Here is a 19,874-nt window from a genome sequence, read left to right as displayed (position 1 = left end):
CCTTTTTGTATTAAGGCAAGGCGTTTATTTTTAAATGCCAATCTATTCATACTATTTCACAACTACCCTTGCGCAGCCAAGATTCAGAACTTGAGTATACACGTCGTTGCCGTTGCCTTTCCGATTCAATGCTGCGTGCAATACGGGAAAATAAGTGCCGGGCTTTGTAAGTATCGCTTCGTACAAAGCTCGCTTCGGAAAGCGCTGCGCTGCTAAACTAGGCCCATTCATTACGCGTGGCGATGGACGCATAATCTTTCAATAAATTTTCAGGAACGGTTTTAATTAATTCCTCCACCGTCCAAGGACCATCGTTTTTCTTGATCTCGCCAGCCGGTTCAGGATCCGAGTAAAAGGCAACTCGTCCGTTGGCCGTGATCGAAAACACCGCGCCGCTGATGAAGCCTGCTTCTTCGGTAGCCAAATAAGCGACGAACGGCGCCATATTTTCCGCCGGTCCATGCGCCTCTTCGACTTCCTTCATTTTCGCTTCGTTAACCTCCATGGTGATCCCTTGGGCCTTCATCAACTCTCTTAGTGTTGCGCGAAAATTGACGTGGCCGCGTGAAGCGGCTTGGGGACAAAAAGCGTTGCAGGTTATGCCAAATGGCCACAATTCCTTCGCTGCTGCCTTCGTCAGGCCGACAATCCCGGAGTTCGCGGCACTGTACGCGCCGAGCCCGGCGATTCCCACCCACGCGTCGGAGGCGACATTAAGGATACGTCCGGACTTCTGCTCCATCATGAAAGGAAGCGCATGGCTCAAGCAGTTGAAAGCACCTTTGAGTTTCGGTACCGTTTGATAATCCCAATCTGCTTCCGAGGTCGTTGCCAACATCCCGAATCCAAGACCCGCTGCGTTATTGACCAGGATATCGACTCTCCCAAATGCATCGACGGCCGTTTGAATCAACTTGCCTGCCGTGGCATAGTCAGACACATCGCCATAAAAAGGTACAGCCTCCCCGCCCGCCTTGATGATTTCGTTCGCAGTACTTTCAGCATCGCCTTTTAATGTGAGAAGTTTCGTCCGCTCTTCATCGTTGAACTGTTCATCAAGTTCCTTCTTGAAGGAAGCCACGCCGGTCGATCCCGGTTTGCGGTTGTTGGTAACGACTTTGGCTCCTTCACGAGCCAGGACAAGCGCAATCCCTCTCCCTACGCCCTGTCCGGATCCTGTCACAACAGCTACCTTACCTTCTAATCTTTTGGTCATCATCGTTACCTCACTTTCCCTTATTGTTCTAATGGAGCTTAGAAAGCCCTTACACCTATAAGAGGTAGTTCAAAAAGCCATCTTTCCATGACGAAGCAATTCATGAAGTGGATCGGGCGTCGAATCTTGAATTTAGCCGGGCCTTCCGTTGCTCACGTAGGTAATTCCTACGCTCCGCTACTCAGTCCCTAGCTTCATCCAACCTTCTCGGTCCTGAAAACCCGACTTTTAGAACACGCACTATAAGTATGGCATACACTCGCCTGGAAATATGGTATATTACAAAGAAAAATGGTAAGAAATCGAGGTTTATGCGATGCTCACTATAATTGATCCTCCCGGCCTGGCCTATCTGTGCAAACAGCTTCATGAAAGTTTGCAGCTTCCGGTTTATTGCCAACTGAATGCCGACTTTGAAGCGGATATGATCTTAAACGCCAGCCTTTCACCTCATCCCTTCTTTGCGGATCCGGCTGAGCTTTTCCGTTCTGTGGTAAGTCAAGGAACGGATTTGCATAGCCCGATTCTCCGCGAAACCAATTTCATGGAGCAATTTATCGTTCTGCCAGTTAAACAAAACAGCCATGGTCAAGCTGTCATCGTCATCGGCCCGGCCATCCGGCAAAAGCTGAATGACGAGATTTGCGCCAATCTCTTAAACGATTACGGGTTACTTTATCCGGAGCGAACAAGATGGATAGAGTATTGGAACAGCCTCCCGGTCATGAACCGCCTGCGAATGCTGCATATCGGCGTATTGACCAACTGGATGATCAACCGGGAATCATTGGATATTACGGACGTGCTTCAATCCAGCTTGCAATATGGACTTCCGAATCGGCAGAAGGAGAAAGTGGAGCTTGCCCTGGCGGAGCGCCGCGAGTTTTCCATCTTCCATGAGGGGATCGAAAGGGCGAACCAAATGTTTGCTTTAATTCGCAGCGGGAATAAAACCGAACTGATGCAGAAGCTGGCCGAAGCTACTTACGATGAAACCGAAGTACTCTCTAATCGCAGCCATCTTCGCAGCGTGAAAAACCTCGCGATAAACGGAGTCTCCATCAGCATGCTTGCGGCTATCGAAGGAGGCTTGTATGAGGAATTAGCCTTTACGCTCTGCAATATGCAAATTCAACATATCGAAGAACTGAACGAGGTTAAAACGGTAGAGGCCGCCGCCATCCAAGCGATGTTGGATTTCGCCGACCGTGTTGCCCAATGCCGTAAAAACAGTGTTTCGAAACCGGTCTATGTTTGCAAGGAATACATCTACCGCCATCTGTTCGAAGAAATTCGTTTACAGAAGCTTGCGGAGCTGTCCGGGCTTAACCCCGAATATTTGTCACAGTTATTCAAGAAGGAAACCGGGCTGACATTAATGAACTATATTCAATGGGAACGAATCGAACAGGCAAAAAAGCTGCTCACCCATTCGGGTGAGCCGATTTCAACCATCGGAGCACGGCTCACCTTTTATGATCAGTCGCATTTTATTAAGGTCTTCAAGAAACACACGGGAGTAACCCCTAAGCAGTACAGGAACCGGATTCGAGCAGACTGAATGGATCCAAAATAATTTGTCCTCACCCTCTAAATATTGCAAGGCTGTATTAATAAATCCATTTTTTGTATAGAAAAATTTGCGCTTTACTCTTTGTTCATAATTATCTGCGCTTTCTTCTATTGCTTCTATATTCAAGATGATGCGGTTGCCGGGGTGCTGTGACTGAATTGTTTCCAGCGCCTTTTTGCCATAGCCCTTTGACCTGATTTCACCGTCAATCGCCAAATACATAACGAATGTCAAATCCCGGCTTGTAACCAAATATGTCACACCGACAAACCGATCATCATCATACAGCGCCAGAAAGTCTGCAAAATTGCTTCTTGCCTTCCAAAGCAAAAACCACATAGGAAATCGCTCGCTGATTATCAATTCTTTTATTTGTTCATACTCTTTTAACCGTTTGTAAACAGGACGTACATTCAGGCTCATTTTATCCTCTCTCACCTTGGAATAACCGGCAGCATAAGGTGCGAGGGGTGTTCCCCATCCCTATGCACCGTAATGACCGGCACAATGTTATCGGGGTCGTCGGGGTTGTTTGTCGGGCTGAGCTCCGGCAGGATTTCAAAAGTCGGCCAATCCGCACAGGCAATCGAAACCCTTATGCTGTGACCTTCCTTAAATACCCAGGAGGTAGGTAATAAATCAACAGTCAGTTGCACGATACTTCCGTTGGCAAACACAGCATCATTGTACTGCGATTTTTCATAGCCATGCCAGGGCAATTCGGGTTTGACATCTATGCCCTTTTCACGACCTTGTATCATGGTGTCGTTGTCATACAAGCCATTGAATCCAGCGCGCAAAAGCCCTTCCGTAACTAAAACCGCTTTTCCGTTTTCATCTACATCTTCCAGATAGATGAAAAAATCTCCGTTGTCGGCGGTAGAGGATACCCAGAAATCTACGACGGGATGCCCGGTAACTTCTGTATCCTGAGTCATCGGTGCGGTTGTGTAGGTCAGACTCATCTTATCCAGCTCTGTGCGCACCGGTAGCTCATCAGGGCTTGCCATTTGCCAGCGGCTGGTTCGATAGCTTTTTCCCCAACGGGCATCATGCTTATAATTAACAGTATAGAGGTCGGTGCCGGCTGCTGCGATTATAGTATCCAGCGTTCCATTTTCGGCAAAATAGTATGATTTCATTTCCTGCCTTGCAAGCGGCCATTCATTTTCTGCGCGCCAGCCATCGCCATTCATGTTATAAATATAAACAGGCGGTTCTGTGTCTATGCCGTTTTCAATCCCTTTGAGGTAACGGTCAAAGAAGCGCAGCATTTCAACGCCGTATTTTGCAAGCACTTCCTCCTCGTCCTCGCCAAAATACTCCCAATAGGGCGAAGTGCCTTCGTGATATCCTGCATCAATAACCAGCTTGGAAGGATTGGTGTCTTTGAGGGTGGAATACAGCTCGGTAGTACCACGTACAAAAGGGTCCATCCAACCGCCGTGATTATATACCGGGACACCGCTTTCCATTATCGCGGCTAACGCGCTGGACGGGCCCACACTATAGGCACTTACCGTTTTGGTTTTACCGCCGTCTGTATATTCCCATTCATCGTCTATAAAAGCTGTTTTTGGGCCCAGATCGCTGTAAGGTGTGTTTTCAAGATGCTCGTACACCCCAAGATAATAGAGGTGCTCCCTTTTTTCACCATCGGCGTACTGCGGAGGGTCGTTGGGGTTGCCGGGGTAACTGTAATCATCTAGAAATGTGCCGTTGCCGTTTAAGTCCAGCGGTATTTCATCATCCAGCTTGCCGTCGCCGTCCTCGTCTACCACAGGCGCGGTCGGATAATACCCTTCGTCCGGCAGGTAATAGTTATGCTCAAGATAACTCTGCATATCCAGCTGTGAATATGCCCACAGGAAAATGCCGCCGGGTCTTATTTCCCCAGTGAAACCGTCCATCGGAAAAACTTCGGGGAAAATAGCTTTTAGTGCTTTTGGGGTCTGACCTGCGGTAATAATCTGGGAATAGCCAAGATATGAGCCGCCGAACATACCGACACTACCGTCACTCCATACTTGATCCTCAATCCAGTTTACAAGCTCAAAACCGTCCTCGGCCAGCTTCGGCGAGAAATCTATTTTGGTTCCATAGCTTGCGCCTGTTCCGCGCATATCCGCACAAACATAAGCATATCCGTGCGATAAAAACAGGTTTACCATCTTATCAGTTGAGCCATATACGGTGCCGAAGCTGTTTGCCCTGTCCAATACCGGCCCCCAGGTGCCTACGGAATTTTTTATAAACGGTTTTTCATACCATTTTACATCCGGCATGATAAACGCCCGTCCATAGGGAGTATACTGGAAAACCACAGGAAACGCTGCTTGTTCCGGACCATTAGTGGGCAAATAAATATCAACCGCAAGCTTTGTCCCATCGGACATTTCCACATATTGAGAAGATTTTTTGTAGTCTTTAAATTCGGCTTTCGTGTAGCCTGAGTAAACAAACGGTTTACTGACTTTTTCTTTAGTGGTGTTACTACTGGAGCAAGCAGTAATACTTAAAATTAAAACGAAGCAAACAAAAACGGAAATTATGCGTTTTAACTTATTTTTCATTTAATACCTCATATCCTTTTAATTTTTTGAAAAGTCCTCTTTGGGAAGCTGTGTTAGTCTCCACACTATATCGGCAAAGGCCTCTGTTGTTGGGCGAAGCTCTTCCTTGGAAACCTTATCTATCGTATCAATATTGTCATATAAGTATATAGGAGCGCTGACAAGGCTGATTATCGGCACCCCTATTTGGAAGTAAGGATCTGCATCGGTGGGCAATTCATCACCTAACATATCCGTGGGAAGAATGATTGTACGCTGGAGACCATGCCTTACAATCTCTTCTTTTGTGATATCGAGAAGTGCATCTATTTCACTTGCAAAAATAATTCTCGGCTCAATCTCACCTGTAAATACAACTTCACCATCAACCTCTTTCACTTCATTTGCAATATGCTCTATGCACACATCGGCAAGAATTTTGTGACCTTTAGTAAGGTATTTTTCAATAAATGCATCATGCGATACATAATCAGCAAAATGCGTATCCATGGCAACAAAAAGCAGAGACCTGTCCCTTTCTTCTTTCGGTATTTGAGCATAAAATTTCGCCAATGCAAGCACAACGGATGAGCCGGAAGCATCTTCAACCGCACCGGTGGTTGATGAATCGTAATGCGACTGAATCATTATGATATCTTCGGACTTTCCGGGAAGATAACCGACAACTGCACCTGCCTTAACCTCCTCGATTTGCACACTCATTTTAAGGCTGGCTTCGGCTGCATCGCCTGCAGTCTTGATTACTTCAATAATATTTGCCCCCTCGGTTCTGCTGACCCACAAAGCGGGAATTTTCATTTTACCGCCGAGATAAGAATAGTCCTCGTTATTAAACTCGTTGCTATCGATATAGTTTGAAAGAATCCCCACAAAACCTGCCGCGCCGTTTTCCATAGCACGGTAATAGTTATATGGATACGTATTGGGGCTGTAAGGGTTAGCCCTTGATGATGTAAGAGGAAGTGTATTTTCCGGGTCGTAATACAAATATGAAACAAATTTTGCAAGACCGACGGGAATATCGGAAAAGACAACGTCAGACACCACGATTTTGCCCTGAACATCAACATTTTTAAAGTCCGATTCTGAGCCCTCACCGACATATACGATTTCAGTTTTTAGACCGCCGTCAGGAGTGCTGAATTTTCCAAAAGCTCCGTCGTTTAAAGTATGCGTCATATAATATGACGGTATCTCAGCACCTGAAACAGTAAGTCCCCATTCATCACAGGTCCAAAGGGTTGCATCGGATTTCACAACATCAATATTGTCGAGACCGAAAGATGTGAATTTCTCAACCATATACTCCTGCGCTTTTTTACCGGCTTCCGTTCCGGGTTTTCGTGCTCCCATATCCGTCAGGTCTTTGATCCAACTGTATATTTCGTCGGTTTCAGGCATTTTCCCGAGATATTCCGCTGTAGATGAATCTTTAAGCTTTAGCTCCTTGAGTTTTTTCAGTTCCATTGCCGGTTTTACAAGAAATACTCCGCATACACTGCCGATAAACACGAATACTGTCAACAAAACAAGGATCAAAATCTTGTGCTTTTTTTGCATTTTGCCACTCCTAATATAATTTTTTAAAATGATCTTTATTTATTTCATCACCTCTATAATTTTCAAACGACTTTAGTTGATTTATCTTTATAAATATATATATAATAGACACCAATTCGTTTTACCATATTCAATTTAGTGCCGTAATATCTGGTAAGCGACATTGAGCAGCTATATTGTCGTTTTGAAAGGCAGGTTTTTTATGAATACAGACGATAGACGAATAAGGAAAACAAAAAAAGCTCTTAGGGAAGCGCTTGCTGAACTCATGATGAAAAAAGAGTTGCGCAGCATCACAATCCGGGAGCTGAGCGATACGGCAGATGTACACAGGGCCACTTTTTATGCACACTATAAAGATATTTATGATTTATACGAACAACTCGAAGATGCCATGGTTGAGGAAATTGGCGCAATCATTGTTGGCGACCCGTCCCACACATATGAAGAACTGTTTACGGCAGTTATCGATTATGTGCTCGACAATTCAAAAACCTGCCGTATGTTTCTAAGAAACCGCACCTTTCACGAAAGGATAAGCGGTTTTCTTGAGGAAAAATATTTTGCTATATGGCAATATGAAACGGGTCAAAACGAGGTCACGGAAGAATGGCGATTCTTAACAAGATACCACATACAGGGTTGCCTTGCGATTATTGGTCGATGGGGTGAAAACGGCTATACCTATCCCAAAGATAAACTTACCGAAATGATCATAAAAGTAGATACACATTTTGATGAAATTCTGTGATAGAGACAGCCAAAGGATTAACATCATCCAAGGGTCTCTGTTCACGCTTTAGGTTTAAAAATCGCCTTTAGCCAAAAATAGTAATTTATAGGCCGCCGAAATATCGGCGGCCTATTTTGCTAGTTCTTTACTGACTGATGCGTCTAGTGGACTACGACACGAATTCTCCCCAGATTCTGGACTTTTGCGAAAGGCGCGGCCGCATCCCCTTTACGGTTGGCGGTTACTCGCAGCGCCGGGAAGTAGGTGCCGGACGTAGTGTAGGTGAAAGACGCCGACAATTCCACGGTCTGTTCGGGCTTTCCAAAGGGGTGAACCGTGAAATTTCCCGTGCCGTCGAAATCCCACTCGGCGGCGCCGGCCCTTGGAGGAACCTGGATCTTGGCCCTGAAGCTGACGTTCCGGCCGAAGACGATAAAAAAGGATCGCCTCCGTCAGTTGAATAGGAACACAACTTGTGATTTATTAGAGGGTAGGAATTGATGTATCGGCAGAACGGCTTTCACATATAAGACTTGCTGGAGGAATTTATGGATAATAAAAGGTATTTTTCAATTGGGGAAGTTTCCAGATTAAAAAATGTTACGATAAAAGCCTTACGTTATTATCATGATATTGGCTTGTTAATTCCTGCATACACGAATCCCGATAACGGTTATCGCTATTATACAATGAATCAATTCATCGATCTGGATATTATAAAAATTTGCAAGCAAAGTAATGTAGGTGTTAAAGAAATTAAAGCCTTATTTGCTAAAGCCGATACTGATTACCTTAAACTTTACTTAGAACAGAAAAATGAAGAAATTCATAAAAAAATAAAGAAATTAGAGGAACTTAATAAACGAATAGAAATCTTAAAGGCAGCTATCCATTCATCTGAAAATGAACTTATGAACAATGGATTTAAAATTCAGACCTTTGAAAAAAGATACTTTTTAAGTTTACCTACACAAGGCGGAGAACTTAATGAGATAAAGTCATTCGATAAATTAGATGAAAAATTAGGCGAATTTTCAATCAATACGTTTCAGTATGGATTAATTTATTCATGTCACTATGATCATTGGGAAATCAGTGATGTATTTCGTCTAATAACATCAGATGACTATAGATTACTTAAAGATACCTCTAACGTATCCGAAATGCCAAAAGGAGAATATTTAACAATTAATTGTACGAGAGATGCTGAAATGGAAACATTTCAATCAGTAAAAGAATATTTGGAGAAAAACAGTTTGAAATGTAATAAGGTTTATATGTTTTATTTAGTAGCAGATGTTTTTAATCAATATAATCACTTTTCCCAATTTCAAATAAGTCTAAAGCCCACCCCATAAATGAGGTGGACTGACTTTTAGCTTAAAGTTGGTATTCATAAATAAAATTTGTATTTTCGAGTTTGCCGGTAGGTAGATTGAATACGGTTACTTCTTCATCAAGACGGACAAATCCATTATGCTCATAGAATCCATAGTTGCTCATTGTGTCTGTATACACATAAATTTTATTTGCTTTTGTATCTCTTAAGTAAGAGATGAGCTCATTAAATAATTTTTTCCCTATCTTTTTTCCTCTAGCTTCTTCAGAAACAGCAAAGAATTCTAAGCAACCCTGAAACTCATTTTCTTTGCCTCTAATTAACTTGCTGTATGCTTCATTAGTAACGGAAGTGAGTTCAACAAATAGATTTCGTTCCATGTCATTTAGATTTAAGAGTTGTAGTAATTCACTTGTATAATCCTCTTGCAGCAATCTATAAGATGTTGTTTCACCAACTCTTGAACCAAAAATGACACCAATAACTTTTCCATCTAATGCAGCTACTCTTCCAAAAGTACTTTTGTTCAATACGGGGCCAACGAACATCATTGTAACGGCTGCATTTATTACGTCTTCATCCTCGATAAACTTCTTCGCGTTCCACGTATTGGAAATGATCGATTTAATAGGTTCGATATCCCCGCTTCTAACGTCTCTGATATCCAAGTTCATTTTGATTTCCTCCCTTTTAATTGATCAGCTTACACATTGAGTTTAATGTCTCCCCTATAGGGGAGAGTCAAGTATTTATTGCAATGCCTTTTTTTACTAACCGTTTATTGAATAAAAAAGGCTCTCCTTATTTCAGGAAAGCCGTGAAATGCCACTAAAACGTAGAAATAAAACAACCGCCGGCATATTCCAGCCGGTGGTTGCCCTTCTTCTTTTCAAAACCTTTATTTTAGGGCTTTACTTCAACATTCGCATAAAACCCTCTTGTCTTGCCGTCAATATAAAGGTCAGAACTAATTCGGAAGCTGCCATTCGCCCGGATATCATGAGAGGATGCTCCCACCTTCAATTCCATCTCTCCGCTCTCAACCTTCCACTTCATTTCTGAATCAAGAAATGCAAATTGGCTCAGTTCCATTGTAAATTCAACCGTCTTCTTCTCGCCGGATCCCAGCGAAACTTTGACGAATCCAGCCAGTTCTTGAACGGGGTGGATCATACTTGCATAAGTATCGCTAATATAAAGCTGGACTACTTCCTCACCATATACCTCACCGGTATTAGTAATATCAATGCACACCTTAAGAGTTTCATTCGGATCGTATTCTTGTTGGCTAATACGCAAATTGGAATAATCAAAGGATGTATAGGATAGTCCATGCCCAAAATAATAGCGGGGGGCATGGGGACAATCAATATAATCCTTAAACGCTGTGTCTGTTCCAACACTATAACTGGAGCCTTGATCATGATTATAGAACACCGGGATTTGTCCGGAATGATAAGCCACTGTAACAGGCAATTTCCCCGATGGATTAACCGTCCCGAACAGAACATCGGCAATGGCTTGAGCGCCGTACTGCCCTGGGTTCCAAGCTTCAAGGATAGCATCAAGATGTCGATCTGCCAGATCGCTCGAAATAGGTCTCCCGTCAAAATGAACAGCAATGGATGGTTTTCCGATTTCAGCTAATTTCTGAATAAAGCTCTCTTGGCACTCTGGCAAATTAATACTTGTTGAATCAATTCCTTCTCCAGTAGAGCAAGAGGTTCCTCAACCGAATTTGCCACCGAGCGTCAGGATAACCATATCAGCCTTAGCCGCGATTGCCAAGGCCTCCTCATGCATCGATGCATCGTTTCCGGCATAGGCATACCCGTAAGCATAGTTTACTTCAGCCTGCGGACATGCTAGCTTAATTTCATCAAGCAGAGAACGCGATTGTGGGTAGAGCTTACTAACCAACTCTTCCACCTTCGGGGGCTCAACTCGGACTACGCTTCCGGGATATGTGTAGTTATCCCTGTAACGGCCGAATTCATCCAAGCTCAGGTTGGAAATTTGTTCAAAATCAACGCCAGCCATTGTATTGCCCATACCCAGCATATTTTCTGCCAAGGTTGCAAAGGAGTAACCTCCGAATAAGGATCTTACCGAAGCGGCATGATGTCCAATTACAGCAATTTTTTGCGGTTTTCGTTCCAAAGGAAGAACTTTGTTATTATTCTTTATCAAAACAAGAGAGGCTCTGGCCATTTCCAGACCAATTTCCATATTCTTTTTGTCGTTAAATACTTTAAGAATTTCCTCTTTAGGTTTTGGCAGCGGATTCTCAAATAAACCCAGTTCAAATTTAGAAACCAGCAGACTTCTGACAGCATTATTAAGAATTTCCATTTCGATACGGCCTTCTCTGAACCGTTCCATAAGTTCATCATTGTAACAATCTTTAGAAGGCAATTCTACATACATACCGGCACGCAAGGCTTGTTCTCCGGCATCAGTCTTGTTTTCGTACAGTTTAAATCTAGTATGCATTTCTGTTATAGAGGCATAGTCTGATACCGTCAATCCGGTGAAGCCCATCTCTTCTCGTAGAAGTTCTGTCAGGAATCTCCCTATTTAGCGGACGGAGGTCGCTAGTCACTATTGTGTATGGGCCTAAAATATCATCCGCCGTTAAAATTGTAGAAGCTTGCGTCCCGTCTTTCTTCATGATTTTAACCCAGCATACGAATTTACCAGTTTGATTGTTCAAGAGGATATGCGGTCTATCCATATATTGTGAGGGATGCAAAGGTGAATCTGTATCCTCTTCATTAGGAGAAATTATTAGCTCCTTGTCTTCCCAGTTGTATAAATCTTTCGGTGCATAACACCTTACCCCCCAATGCCATATGCCGGAGCCAGGCTTAGTTTTTTCCTTATTCGTCCCCCACCGTGATAATAGACCCGCCATGAGCTTGAATCCGCTTTCCCTCAGTGTCCAGCCATACTTATCCCGGTTTAATCGAATTGTACTTCATATTTAATCTCTCCTATAAAAAAATACTCACAGACAAGGCACGAATGATCAAATTGTGTGTACTATTTATATACTTAATTTCGTTGTTAACGCCACCAGGACGTATTTTTCACGACGATTTTCTTACTTATTTTACCACTACTCTTACACGGCTAAGATTCAAGATTTGTGTGTAAATATCCTGGACATTTCCTTCTCTTTGCGATGCAGCACGCAGAACAGGGAAATAAGTGCCCGGTTTTGAAAACGAATGAGTCGTCTCCACAACCGCGCGGGTTCCTTCATTATTTAAATGAATGACTTTCCCTTCGATTTCGAAGGTGGCTTCCCCATAGAAATCCCATTTAGCGAAGGTAACTTTACCGGTACCCGGCGGAACCTCAATTTCAGCACGGAATGTTACTGCTTCCTGTAACGAAACTTCTGCCCTCTCTTTTCCGTTCGCACTCAGAGTAATCACCGGTTGAATACCCTCACGTTCTGTAGCGTTGTCTGGCACGATTACCTGTCCATCGATGACTTTATAGCGAGTATTGGACGGCGGTGTTCCCCCCCGTTCTACCCATGCACATAAATCGCGAAGAGCCTGATTCAGCGCAGGAATATAGCTGACATAATGTAAGGCTTGAAGTGTGCTTTGCGAGCTTGAATCAGCATGCAGCGCACGATCGATGAAATATAGCCGGAAACGGTTATCAAATTCCTCACCCAAATGTTCTTTGACCTTGGTACGGTACCAGTCCGCCTGCCAAGGAAACGCACTCTCGTCCATGAGTGCCTCGACGACGATCATTTTCCCTTCGAATTTCCCACTTTGAAGGGATCCGGCTCCACCAAAAGCAATTGCTGGCCCTACCTGAAATGATCGCTGCGGATATATCGGATCGCCATCAGCGTTTCTGAACTGGTCCCATACATAGAAATCCGGGGTTGGCATTTGATGACGGTGATAGGTCTGTATTGCAAGATAGTCGGAATTATCTAAAATAATTTCGTCCCCCGGCTGAAGCTGCTCTAAAGCTTGGACCGTCGTGTAAAATCCTAAAGAAGATTCAATGGTGATAATGTCGCCTTCGATGCGTCCAAACGGAATTTTGAGACCGGCAGCATTGCCGCTAACGACCCGGATAAAAGCACCATCCAGATATACATCACCTTGCGGGACGGTTTCTACCCGCAATTTAGGAACAGTCTCTTCTGCTTCTTTAAGCATCTTCCACGCTTCATCAACACCCATATTTGTGGATCGGTCCTCGGCTGAACCTTCATGCTTCCGGGGCCAGATAACTTCTGTAATCACCATTCGATGCTGCAGCCGGGCCCTACATACAGAGCTGTTCGGATCAGCACCTTGATACCCGGGAACGGTCCAAAAATCCTCGAAATATGAAGGATCCATCTGTAGTACTGCCGGGAGTAATACCGTAAGTGCACCATCGCCGATCTCCTGATATACGAACCACGCCTTGGGCGGAAAACCCATGCGTGTCACTTCATCCAGAACTTGCCGTTCTTCTTCGTTCAAGCCTGCATACATATCTCCATTCCCGCCAGGCTCCATTGCATCGAGAATTTGTGGGAACTTGTTCCATAAAAGCCGCATTGCTTGAATGCGAGCCGAGAAAACATTCGGAATAGACACCGGTGAGCCGATGACGAAAGGCACAGCGCCATCCCAGACACCGGTCGTATTTTCCATAAAGCTAATCGTCTTATAACCGCCGCCACTACCACCGTATATATATCCATATGGACGATGCGGACCATAAATTTCTACAGCCTTTACCCTTGAATACAATGCAACAGCTGCACTTGCACGGTATACCTTTGTGATGTCATCGGAAGGTCCGCCCATATTGGTTTCGACCAAATATCCGCCACTTGAAATCGCAAATCCAATTTTATTGTCCACGGCTTCCTCTAGACTTTGAGCTGCATTTTCGCTGCCTTGTACCGGGGATACTGGCTGAAAAAATCGCCCTTCATAAGATTCCTTCTTCGGAAAATAAAATGAAAACCGTGTCTCGTCCCCCTCGAAACCTCCATGGATATACCGATGGCGTACCGGAACATCCCTCCACTCATCAATGTCGACATAGGGATGCTGGAATTGCGGATCATTTAAACCGTCATAAAGCTTATTGTCATCCTTTTGTATTGTCATGCAATAACCTCCTCAATTAATATTTATGGAGTAACGGTATTGTTGCCATTACGTCTATCAGCTAATTCTTTGGCAATTCGAGATTGCTTTTCTTCCGTCAGGTCGAACCATGCGATACATATAGCGACCGACCCAAACACTGCCGGCAACACCCCGACTAATACGCGCAACCCTAAAAGGGTACCACTACTTTGTTCAACTCCCGGCACGTATCCGATTACACTAAGTGCGCCTGCAGCGATTGTACCGGAAATAGCGGTTGCAAAAGTCTGGATAAAGCCGCCGAATGAACTCATAAATGCATTCAGATTAAGACCAGTCTTCCATTCGGTATAATCAATGGCGGCCGGCATCAGCGCGCCTTGAGCAGCGGTTCCAAACCCGCCGATCAAAGAGCCAAGTACAGATACAGCTATATGAATTATAAGTCCTGTGTTATTGGCCGGAATGAACAAAAAGACAGGGCATGTTACCAAACCGTAAATGATATTGAATAAAACTACCTTCTTAAATCCAAAGTGTTTTACAACCGGTTGACTAAAGATTACTCCGAGCAGTGACGGTACCAACAAGATAATTCCCATGAGTGACATTAGACTTTCGTTATCGAAGAAATACTTGTAGAAATGGATTTGAATCCCTGAGCGAATTCCTGAAGATAATGCTCCCCCGAAAAGATACAAATAGATAATTACAGCGGGTTTATTTGAGAAGGTAGCTGTAAGCATCTGTTTATAGGATGGCTGAACTGCTTCCTTCCTGATGTCTGGAAGGTATCTTTCCTTCACCTGCACCCACTGGATGATAGCAATTGCGACGGTAATTACTCCTGCCGCTGCCATTAGGAGCGAGAAGCCCTTTGCGTCATCTCCCCCGCCCAATGCTTTATACAAAGGTACCGTGCCAACTTGAACAATCAGGGCACTGAGCATGGTGAACAGGAATCCTAATTGCGCAACTGATAAACGTTCATCAATACGTTTAGTCACAGCCGGTATAACAGCACTATTTGGGATTCCAACTATTGCGGAAAATATACTATATACCGCATAGGTTACTACGGCATAGAGGATTTTACCGTTATCACTTAAATCAGGTACAGTAAAGGTTAACCAGCCCAAGAAGCCAAAAGGAACTCCAAGAATGATAAACCACGGTGTATACTTACCCCACGGCAGTTTAATCCTGTCCAACAACGCCCCGAAAAATGGTGTTGCTAAAGCGTTTACAACGCGAACAACCAAAAACAATGAAGCTACAAACGCTGGATTTAGGTTCATGAAATCCGTGTAAAAAAACAACAAGTACATTTGAACAATTTGATAATGGAATGTTGTCGGTCCATTACCAATGACAAGTGCAAGCTTCTCTCCTAACTTTAATTTGCGTTGCTCTTCCATCGATTCCCCTCCATTTCCATACTCATGTAAGCACTTACAGCGATATTATTACATACATTAAACGCTTTCTTTGGTACAATATAAGAAACTATTGTACAGAATCGAGCTGATTTATATGTTCAAAAATGGAGAAATGCCAAGCTTGTCTTATTTATGTCAACTACTTTGCGAAATACTGCAAATACCGGTATTTCTCAAAACAAAAGCGCATTTTTCAGAAGGGCTATTCTGGAATGCTGGTTTGCCCAGCCATCCATGTTACACCGATCCTTATCAGCTTTATCATACAGTCTTTCAGGAATATAAAGGAAAAGGAATGCACACACCGAGTATACATGAGAACGACTTTATGGAGCAGTTTGCAGTTATTCCGGTTAACCATGACGAACAACAGAATTCCGTGATTATTATAGGACCGACAATCCAACATAAAATGAATGATGATTGGTATGCCCAAATTCTTGTTGAAAACGCTATTTCGAACGTTGAGCTTGCGCAGTATCACACTTATTGGCAAGGCCTTACTGTGCAAAACCGTCACCGCTTTCTTCATGTTTGTGTGACAGCACATTGGCTGATTAATCAGGAAGCCATAGAAATTGCCGATGTTTTTCAATCCAGTTTTCAATCAGTATTTGCCCAGCGTCAGAAAGAAAATGAACTGGAAATTGCTCGTCATCGTGAATTTTTTCTTTATCAGGAAGGAAATAACTCTATAAGCCAAATGCTTGACTATATCAGATTAGGTGACTCCAATGAATTAATGCGGCAACTTGCCAAGGTAACAAATGGACCCATTCAGTTCGAAGGATTATCCCGTAGCACCTATCTACGAAATGTAAAGAACCTTGCTATCGGTGGCATTACAATGGCCAGCCGTGCTGCCATTGAAGGAGGGTTGAATGAGGAATTAGCATCAGTGTTATGCTCTCTGCATATCCAACATATTGAAGAGTTAAATGATCTTTCGAAAGTAAGTGCCGCCATCATTGGAGCGATTGTCGACTTTGCAGTCCGAGTGAATCAATTTCGGAAGAGCAGTGTATCTAAAGCAGTCCGACTCAGCATGGAATATATTTATTTGCATCTTTACGATAAGATTGATTTTGAGCAGCTTTCAAACATTTCCGGTCTCAATCCACATTATTTGTCCAAAAGGTTCAAGCATGAGACAGGACTGACTTTAACAAACTACATCCAGCGTGAACGAGTTGAAGAAGCCAAACGACTGCTTGATCATACTTACGATACACTCTTAAGCATTGGTGCACGGCTCACCTTCTACGATCAAGCTCATTTCGTAAAAGTGTTCAAGAAGCACGTTGGAATCACACCAAATCAGTATCGGAACCGTGGTAAATAAACTTCGTTTCTCCGAACCTTCATTGAAGACGAAATGAAATAAAAATATATCAGGTGTTCCCGCTTTAAGGACGACCTGATATATTTTTCACAAAGATAAGCTTGAATCGTCTGGTTCTTCACTTCATTAGACACCTCCGCCCCGTCCTTTCTCCCCCTTCTATGGCGGCGTTCATAGCTAACAGGTTTGTCTGGTCGGCAATATCCCGAATTGTTGAGAGCATTCCTTCAATCTGCTCACTTTGCCGGTTCATCTCAGCCATGGATATCACAAGATTCACCATATCAGAGTCAATTTTGATCATTTCATTGGCCAGTTGGTCTACATGCTTTCGACCCTGTTCGGAGGATTCAGCCGTCTGCACATAGCGATCCAGCATTCGCGTTGCGTAATTTGAAACTTCTGCGATTTCCTTGTTGGTTTTGGAGTCATTTTCATCAATGACAGCGATCCCAACTGCTTGTGCCTCGACACCTTTAGTAATTTCCTGGAAGCCCATCGTTACTTCTATAGATAATGCCCCTTCTCGCAGCCTCTCACTGAATCTTGTAAGCCTACCTATGGCGTTATGAATTTCAACTAGCATAGACTCAACTTTGGCATCGACACCAGTCGCTTCATCCGTATGTCTATCGGCTTCCAAATATAGTTTATCATTCATTCTGGCTACAAAAATGAACAATCCATAAATCAGTAAATCCATGTACTGACCGCTAACAATTTCTTCGAGACTGAGGCCGCTGGAATAATAGTTCATTAGACTAAAGCCGACTATTATAAGTACATAAATTAATGTTATCCTAAAATTCTTAGCTGTCCGAACAATCAAGAAACTAGAGGACGCCGTTTCCGAGCTTAGAAAATTCATATCGCGGCTGAAGACTTTGCCTGTGATATTACCGATTCTGAAAGCACCGTGCAGCTGGCAAATTATGCATCAGCCAAGGGAACGGTTAAGGCGGTTATCCATGCTGCAGGCATTTCTCCACTAGAATATTTATTTTAATAAATTCGCACCTACAACAGAATTGGGAGTTTGCGTAGTTAATTTTTTGTAGGCCAAAGGTGTCATATTCATCGCCTTTCTGAATCTTTCTATAAAATAGCTCGTACTGTTAAACCCTACCTTATAGGCAACTTCTGTAACATTAGTTTCTGATTGTTGCAGTAAGACTAAACTTTTTTGAATTCGATAATCCATTACATAATTTAACGGGGTTATCTTTAACATTCGTTTGAAATATCGACAGCATTCAGAACGGCTCAATTGACCAGCTCTTGCAATATCATCTAGTGTGATTTTTTCAGTGTAATGTAAATATATCCAATTTAACATTTGCTTGATCCGATGATTCTTTATCATTTCCATCTGGTCGTATTCTAATTGAAATCCATTAATGATTAAGCTTTTCCAAATTAAAGTTAAATGCATCGTGATATCAATTTCAAAATATGGCGATTTTTGTTGAATACATTGGTTAATTTTCAAAAGGGCATCTAAAATATTTTTCCCCCAAGGCTCATTAGGATCTATGTATAAATAAGGTAAATTAGTCGCCTTAATATAAGGGATTACATAGGTTGTGTAAAGCTCTTGCGGTAAAATGAAATGAGGAGAAACATTTAAACAGATATAGACGCACCCCGATTCATTCTTATCCTTCGCCATGTGCAGGCAACCACTATTTATAAATATCCCATCACCTTGCCGTACTATTAGGTTATCTTCATTTATTTGAAAGATTGCCTCCCCTTTTAAAATAAGAACAAATTGAATCTCATCATGCCAATGAAGTTGTATATATCCATGTATATTTTGGTTAATCGTTGTTTCGTAACATGCAACCGGTAGTACGACCGTTCGATGCTCAGTTAGTTCTTTTAAGTTTTGGTCAATCATAAAATTTTTCATTTGCAAATCATCATACCCTCAATATATTTATATTTTAATATCATATATATGTATAATTAATAAGATTTTTCACCTATTATAACACTATTATTATATTTCAAGGTGGTAAGTATACATGAGTAATTCAGCTAGAAGAACAGGATTATTTCTTGTTATCACAGGAGCTATATTTTGGGGAATTAGTGGCACCGTTTCAAAAAAACTTTTTCAACAATTCACACTCGATTTAAATTGGCTTGTAACAGTACGTTTGCTCATAGCTGGTGTTTTACTCTTGACCGTTCAATTTTTTATAAAATACCCTTCGCAAATATGGGATGTATGGAAAAATAAAAGGAGCGCTTTTCAACTCATTGTCTTCGGTTTGGTTGGTATGCTTTCGGTGCAATATACGTATATGGCATCGATCAAAAGTGGTAATGCTGCTGTTGCAACGCTACTACAGTATTTAGCCCCTATAATGATTACCATTTATTTAATTCTACGAAAACACCTTGTCTTAACACAAAAGGATTTGTCAGCTATTATCCTTGCTTTAGTTGGTTGTTTTTTCTTATTAACAAACGGCTCCATTTCGCAACTGTCCGTGCCGAAAATCGCAATAGTCTGGGGGATTTTATCAGGAATAGCCTTGGCTTTTTACACCTTGTACGCAATTCCTCTTTTGAAGCAATACGATTCCCTCGTCATAGTTGGTTGGGCTATGATAATCGGCGGTTTCGGATTAAGTTTTATCCATCCACCTTGGCAGATAGACTTTAAAAACTTGACACTAGAAACCTCTTTGTATTTAGTATTCGTAATCATATTCGGCACAATGATAGCATTTTGGTTCTACATAGAAAGTTTGCATAGTCTTTCACCAAAAGAAACAAGCCTTCTAGGTAGTTTGGAACCACTAGCTGCCGTTTTAACAACCGTATTTTGGTTAAAAGAGCCTTTTGGGCTTTTCCAATGGATTGGTGTAATATGTATCATCGGACTTATTTTGTTATTGGCATTCAATAAAAAGCAATCGAAAAAAGAGCCCCCCCTCAGAGCCAGCTAATTCTGGGGGGGGG

At 42.7% G+C, this 19,874-nt stretch carries 15 protein-coding genes and 1 pseudogene; 5 read left to right on the top strand and 11 right to left on the bottom strand.

All coding sequences use genetic code 11. The features are described from left to right. Window positions 1-217 precede the first annotated feature (217 nt). Complete coding sequence (locus tag EHV15_RS18160) at window positions 218-1,219, bottom strand: SDR family NAD(P)-dependent oxidoreductase (protein WP_218571240.1); 1,002 nt, start codon at window positions 1,217-1,219, stop codon at window positions 218-220. Window positions 1,220-1,532: 313 nt separating this feature from the next. Here EHV15_RS18160 and EHV15_RS18155 point away from each other — a divergent pair, with 313 nt between their 5' ends. After that, window positions 1,533-2,777, top strand: coding sequence for a helix-turn-helix domain-containing protein (locus EHV15_RS18155; protein ID WP_128632439.1), 1,245 nt, complete (start codon window positions 1,533-1,535; stop codon window positions 2,775-2,777). Here the strand turns inward: EHV15_RS18155 and EHV15_RS18150 are convergent. From EHV15_RS18150 to EHV15_RS18140, 3 genes are read right to left on the bottom strand one after another with little or no spacing between them, the layout of a single operon-like run. Continuing rightward, window positions 2,664-3,212 carry a GNAT family N-acetyltransferase gene (locus tag EHV15_RS18150; protein ID WP_128632438.1) on the bottom strand — a complete coding sequence of 183 codons (549 nt, stop codon included), beginning with the start codon at window positions 3,210-3,212 and terminating at the stop codon, window positions 2,664-2,666. The two genes, EHV15_RS18155 and EHV15_RS18150, sit on opposite strands and share 114 nt — an antisense overlap. Window positions 3,213-3,223: 11 nt before the next feature. Further along, window positions 3,224-5,362 (bottom strand): CocE/NonD family hydrolase, encoded by a 2,139-nt coding sequence (locus EHV15_RS18145; protein WP_128632437.1) that lies wholly within the window; start codon window positions 5,360-5,362, stop codon window positions 3,224-3,226. A gap of 18 nt (window positions 5,363-5,380) precedes the next feature. After that, the gene (locus EHV15_RS18140) at window positions 5,381-6,922 is read right to left on the bottom strand and encodes a M28 family peptidase (RefSeq protein ID WP_128632436.1); all 1,542 of its coding nucleotides are present in this window, start codon (window positions 6,920-6,922) and stop codon (window positions 5,381-5,383) included. Between the two features lie 202 nt (window positions 6,923-7,124). Here EHV15_RS18140 and EHV15_RS18135 point away from each other — a divergent pair, with 202 nt between their 5' ends. After that, window positions 7,125-7,673 carry a TetR/AcrR family transcriptional regulator gene (locus EHV15_RS18135; protein WP_128632435.1) on the top strand — a complete coding sequence of 183 codons (549 nt, stop codon included), beginning with the start codon at window positions 7,125-7,127 and terminating at the stop codon, window positions 7,671-7,673. Window positions 7,674-8,203: 530 nt separating this feature from the next. Next, entirely contained in the window at window positions 8,204-9,013 is an 810-nt protein-coding gene (locus tag EHV15_RS18125) for a MerR family transcriptional regulator (protein WP_128632434.1), read from the top strand. Window positions 9,014-9,035: 22 nt separating this feature from the next. Here the strand turns inward: EHV15_RS18125 and EHV15_RS18120 are convergent, their stop codons facing one another. From EHV15_RS18120 to EHV15_RS18105, 5 genes and pseudogenes are all read right to left on the bottom strand, one after another. Continuing rightward, window positions 9,036-9,668 (bottom strand): GNAT family N-acetyltransferase, encoded by a 633-nt coding sequence (locus EHV15_RS18120; protein WP_128632433.1) that lies wholly within the window; start codon window positions 9,666-9,668, stop codon window positions 9,036-9,038. Between the two features lie 229 nt (window positions 9,669-9,897). Further along, complete coding sequence (locus EHV15_RS37365) at window positions 9,898-10,248, bottom strand: fibronectin type III-like domain-contianing protein (protein ID WP_425464477.1); 351 nt, start codon at window positions 10,246-10,248, stop codon at window positions 9,898-9,900. A 78-nt stretch (window positions 10,249-10,326) separates the two neighbouring features. Continuing rightward, window positions 10,327-11,559: pseudogene (locus EHV15_RS37360) on the bottom strand (glycoside hydrolase family 3 C-terminal domain-containing protein); the annotation flags it as partial. A gap of 542 nt (window positions 11,560-12,101) precedes the next feature. Further along, window positions 12,102-14,138, bottom strand: a complete 2,037-nt coding sequence (locus EHV15_RS18110) for a hypothetical protein (RefSeq protein WP_128632432.1) — start codon at window positions 14,136-14,138, stop codon at window positions 12,102-12,104. Between the two features lie 23 nt (window positions 14,139-14,161). Further along, complete coding sequence (locus tag EHV15_RS18105; protein WP_128632431.1) at window positions 14,162-15,538, bottom strand: MFS transporter; 1,377 nt, start codon at window positions 15,536-15,538, stop codon at window positions 14,162-14,164. A 115-nt stretch (window positions 15,539-15,653) separates the two neighbouring features. Here EHV15_RS18105 and EHV15_RS18100 point away from each other — a divergent pair, with 115 nt between their 5' ends. Further along, on the top strand, window positions 15,654-16,901 hold the full coding sequence (locus EHV15_RS18100) for a helix-turn-helix domain-containing protein (protein WP_128632430.1): 1,248 nt from the start codon (window positions 15,654-15,656) through the stop codon (window positions 16,899-16,901). 118 nt (window positions 16,902-17,019) lie between these two features. Here the strand turns inward: EHV15_RS18100 and EHV15_RS18095 are convergent, their stop codons facing one another. Further along, window positions 17,020-17,658, bottom strand: coding sequence for a methyl-accepting chemotaxis protein (locus EHV15_RS18095; RefSeq protein ID WP_218571239.1), 639 nt, complete (start codon window positions 17,656-17,658; stop codon window positions 17,020-17,022). A 240-nt stretch (window positions 17,659-17,898) separates the two neighbouring features. Beyond that, entirely contained in the window at window positions 17,899-18,819 is a 921-nt protein-coding gene (locus EHV15_RS18090) for an AraC family transcriptional regulator (protein WP_128632428.1), read from the bottom strand. Window positions 18,820-18,928: 109 nt separating this feature from the next. Here EHV15_RS18090 and EHV15_RS18085 point away from each other — a divergent pair, with 109 nt between their 5' ends. After that, window positions 18,929-19,861, top strand: coding sequence for a DMT family transporter (locus tag EHV15_RS18085; RefSeq protein ID WP_128632427.1), 933 nt, complete (start codon window positions 18,929-18,931; stop codon window positions 19,859-19,861). Window positions 19,862-19,874 lie beyond the last annotated feature (13 nt).

The organism is Paenibacillus oralis, assembly GCF_003863965.1.
GTDB classification, from domain to species: Bacteria; Bacillota; Bacilli; order Paenibacillales; family Paenibacillaceae; genus Fontibacillus; species Fontibacillus oralis.
This window is presented reverse-complemented; position numbering and strand designations above follow the sequence as displayed.

What these genes read in the sequence shown, in the direction of transcription:
- EHV15_RS18160 (WP_218571240.1), bottom strand. Translation starts at nt 1,219, where the DNA reads ATGATGACCAAAAGATTAGAAGGTAAGGTAGCTGTTGTGACAGGATCC.
- EHV15_RS18155 (WP_128632439.1), top strand. Translation starts at nt 1,533, where the DNA reads ATGCTCACTATAATTGATCCTCCCGGCCTGGCCTATCTGTGCAAACAG.
- EHV15_RS18150 (WP_128632438.1), bottom strand. Translation starts at nt 3,212, where the DNA reads ATGAGCCTGAATGTACGTCCTGTTTACAAACGGTTAAAAGAGTATGAA.
- EHV15_RS18145 (WP_128632437.1), bottom strand. Translation starts at nt 5,362, where the DNA reads ATGAAAAATAAGTTAAAACGCATAATTTCCGTTTTTGTTTGCTTCGTT.
- EHV15_RS18140 (WP_128632436.1), bottom strand. Translation starts at nt 6,922, where the DNA reads ATGCAAAAAAAGCACAAGATTTTGATCCTTGTTTTGTTGACAGTATTC.
- EHV15_RS18135 (WP_128632435.1), top strand. Translation starts at nt 7,125, where the DNA reads ATGAATACAGACGATAGACGAATAAGGAAAACAAAAAAAGCTCTTAGG.
- EHV15_RS18125 (WP_128632434.1), top strand. Translation starts at nt 8,204, where the DNA reads ATGGATAATAAAAGGTATTTTTCAATTGGGGAAGTTTCCAGATTAAAA.
- EHV15_RS18120 (WP_128632433.1), bottom strand. Translation starts at nt 9,668, where the DNA reads ATGAACTTGGATATCAGAGACGTTAGAAGCGGGGATATCGAACCTATT.
- EHV15_RS18110 (WP_128632432.1), bottom strand. Translation starts at nt 14,138, where the DNA reads ATGACAATACAAAAGGATGACAATAAGCTTTATGACGGTTTAAATGAT.
- EHV15_RS18105 (WP_128632431.1), bottom strand. Translation starts at nt 15,538, where the DNA reads ATGGAAGAGCAACGCAAATTAAAGTTAGGAGAGAAGCTTGCACTTGTC.
- EHV15_RS18100 (WP_128632430.1), top strand. Translation starts at nt 15,654, where the DNA reads ATGTTCAAAAATGGAGAAATGCCAAGCTTGTCTTATTTATGTCAACTA.
- EHV15_RS18095 (WP_218571239.1), bottom strand. Translation starts at nt 17,658, where the DNA reads ATGAACTATTATTCCAGCGGCCTCAGTCTCGAAGAAATTGTTAGCGGT.
- EHV15_RS18085 (WP_128632427.1), top strand. Translation starts at nt 18,929, where the DNA reads ATGAGTAATTCAGCTAGAAGAACAGGATTATTTCTTGTTATCACAGGA.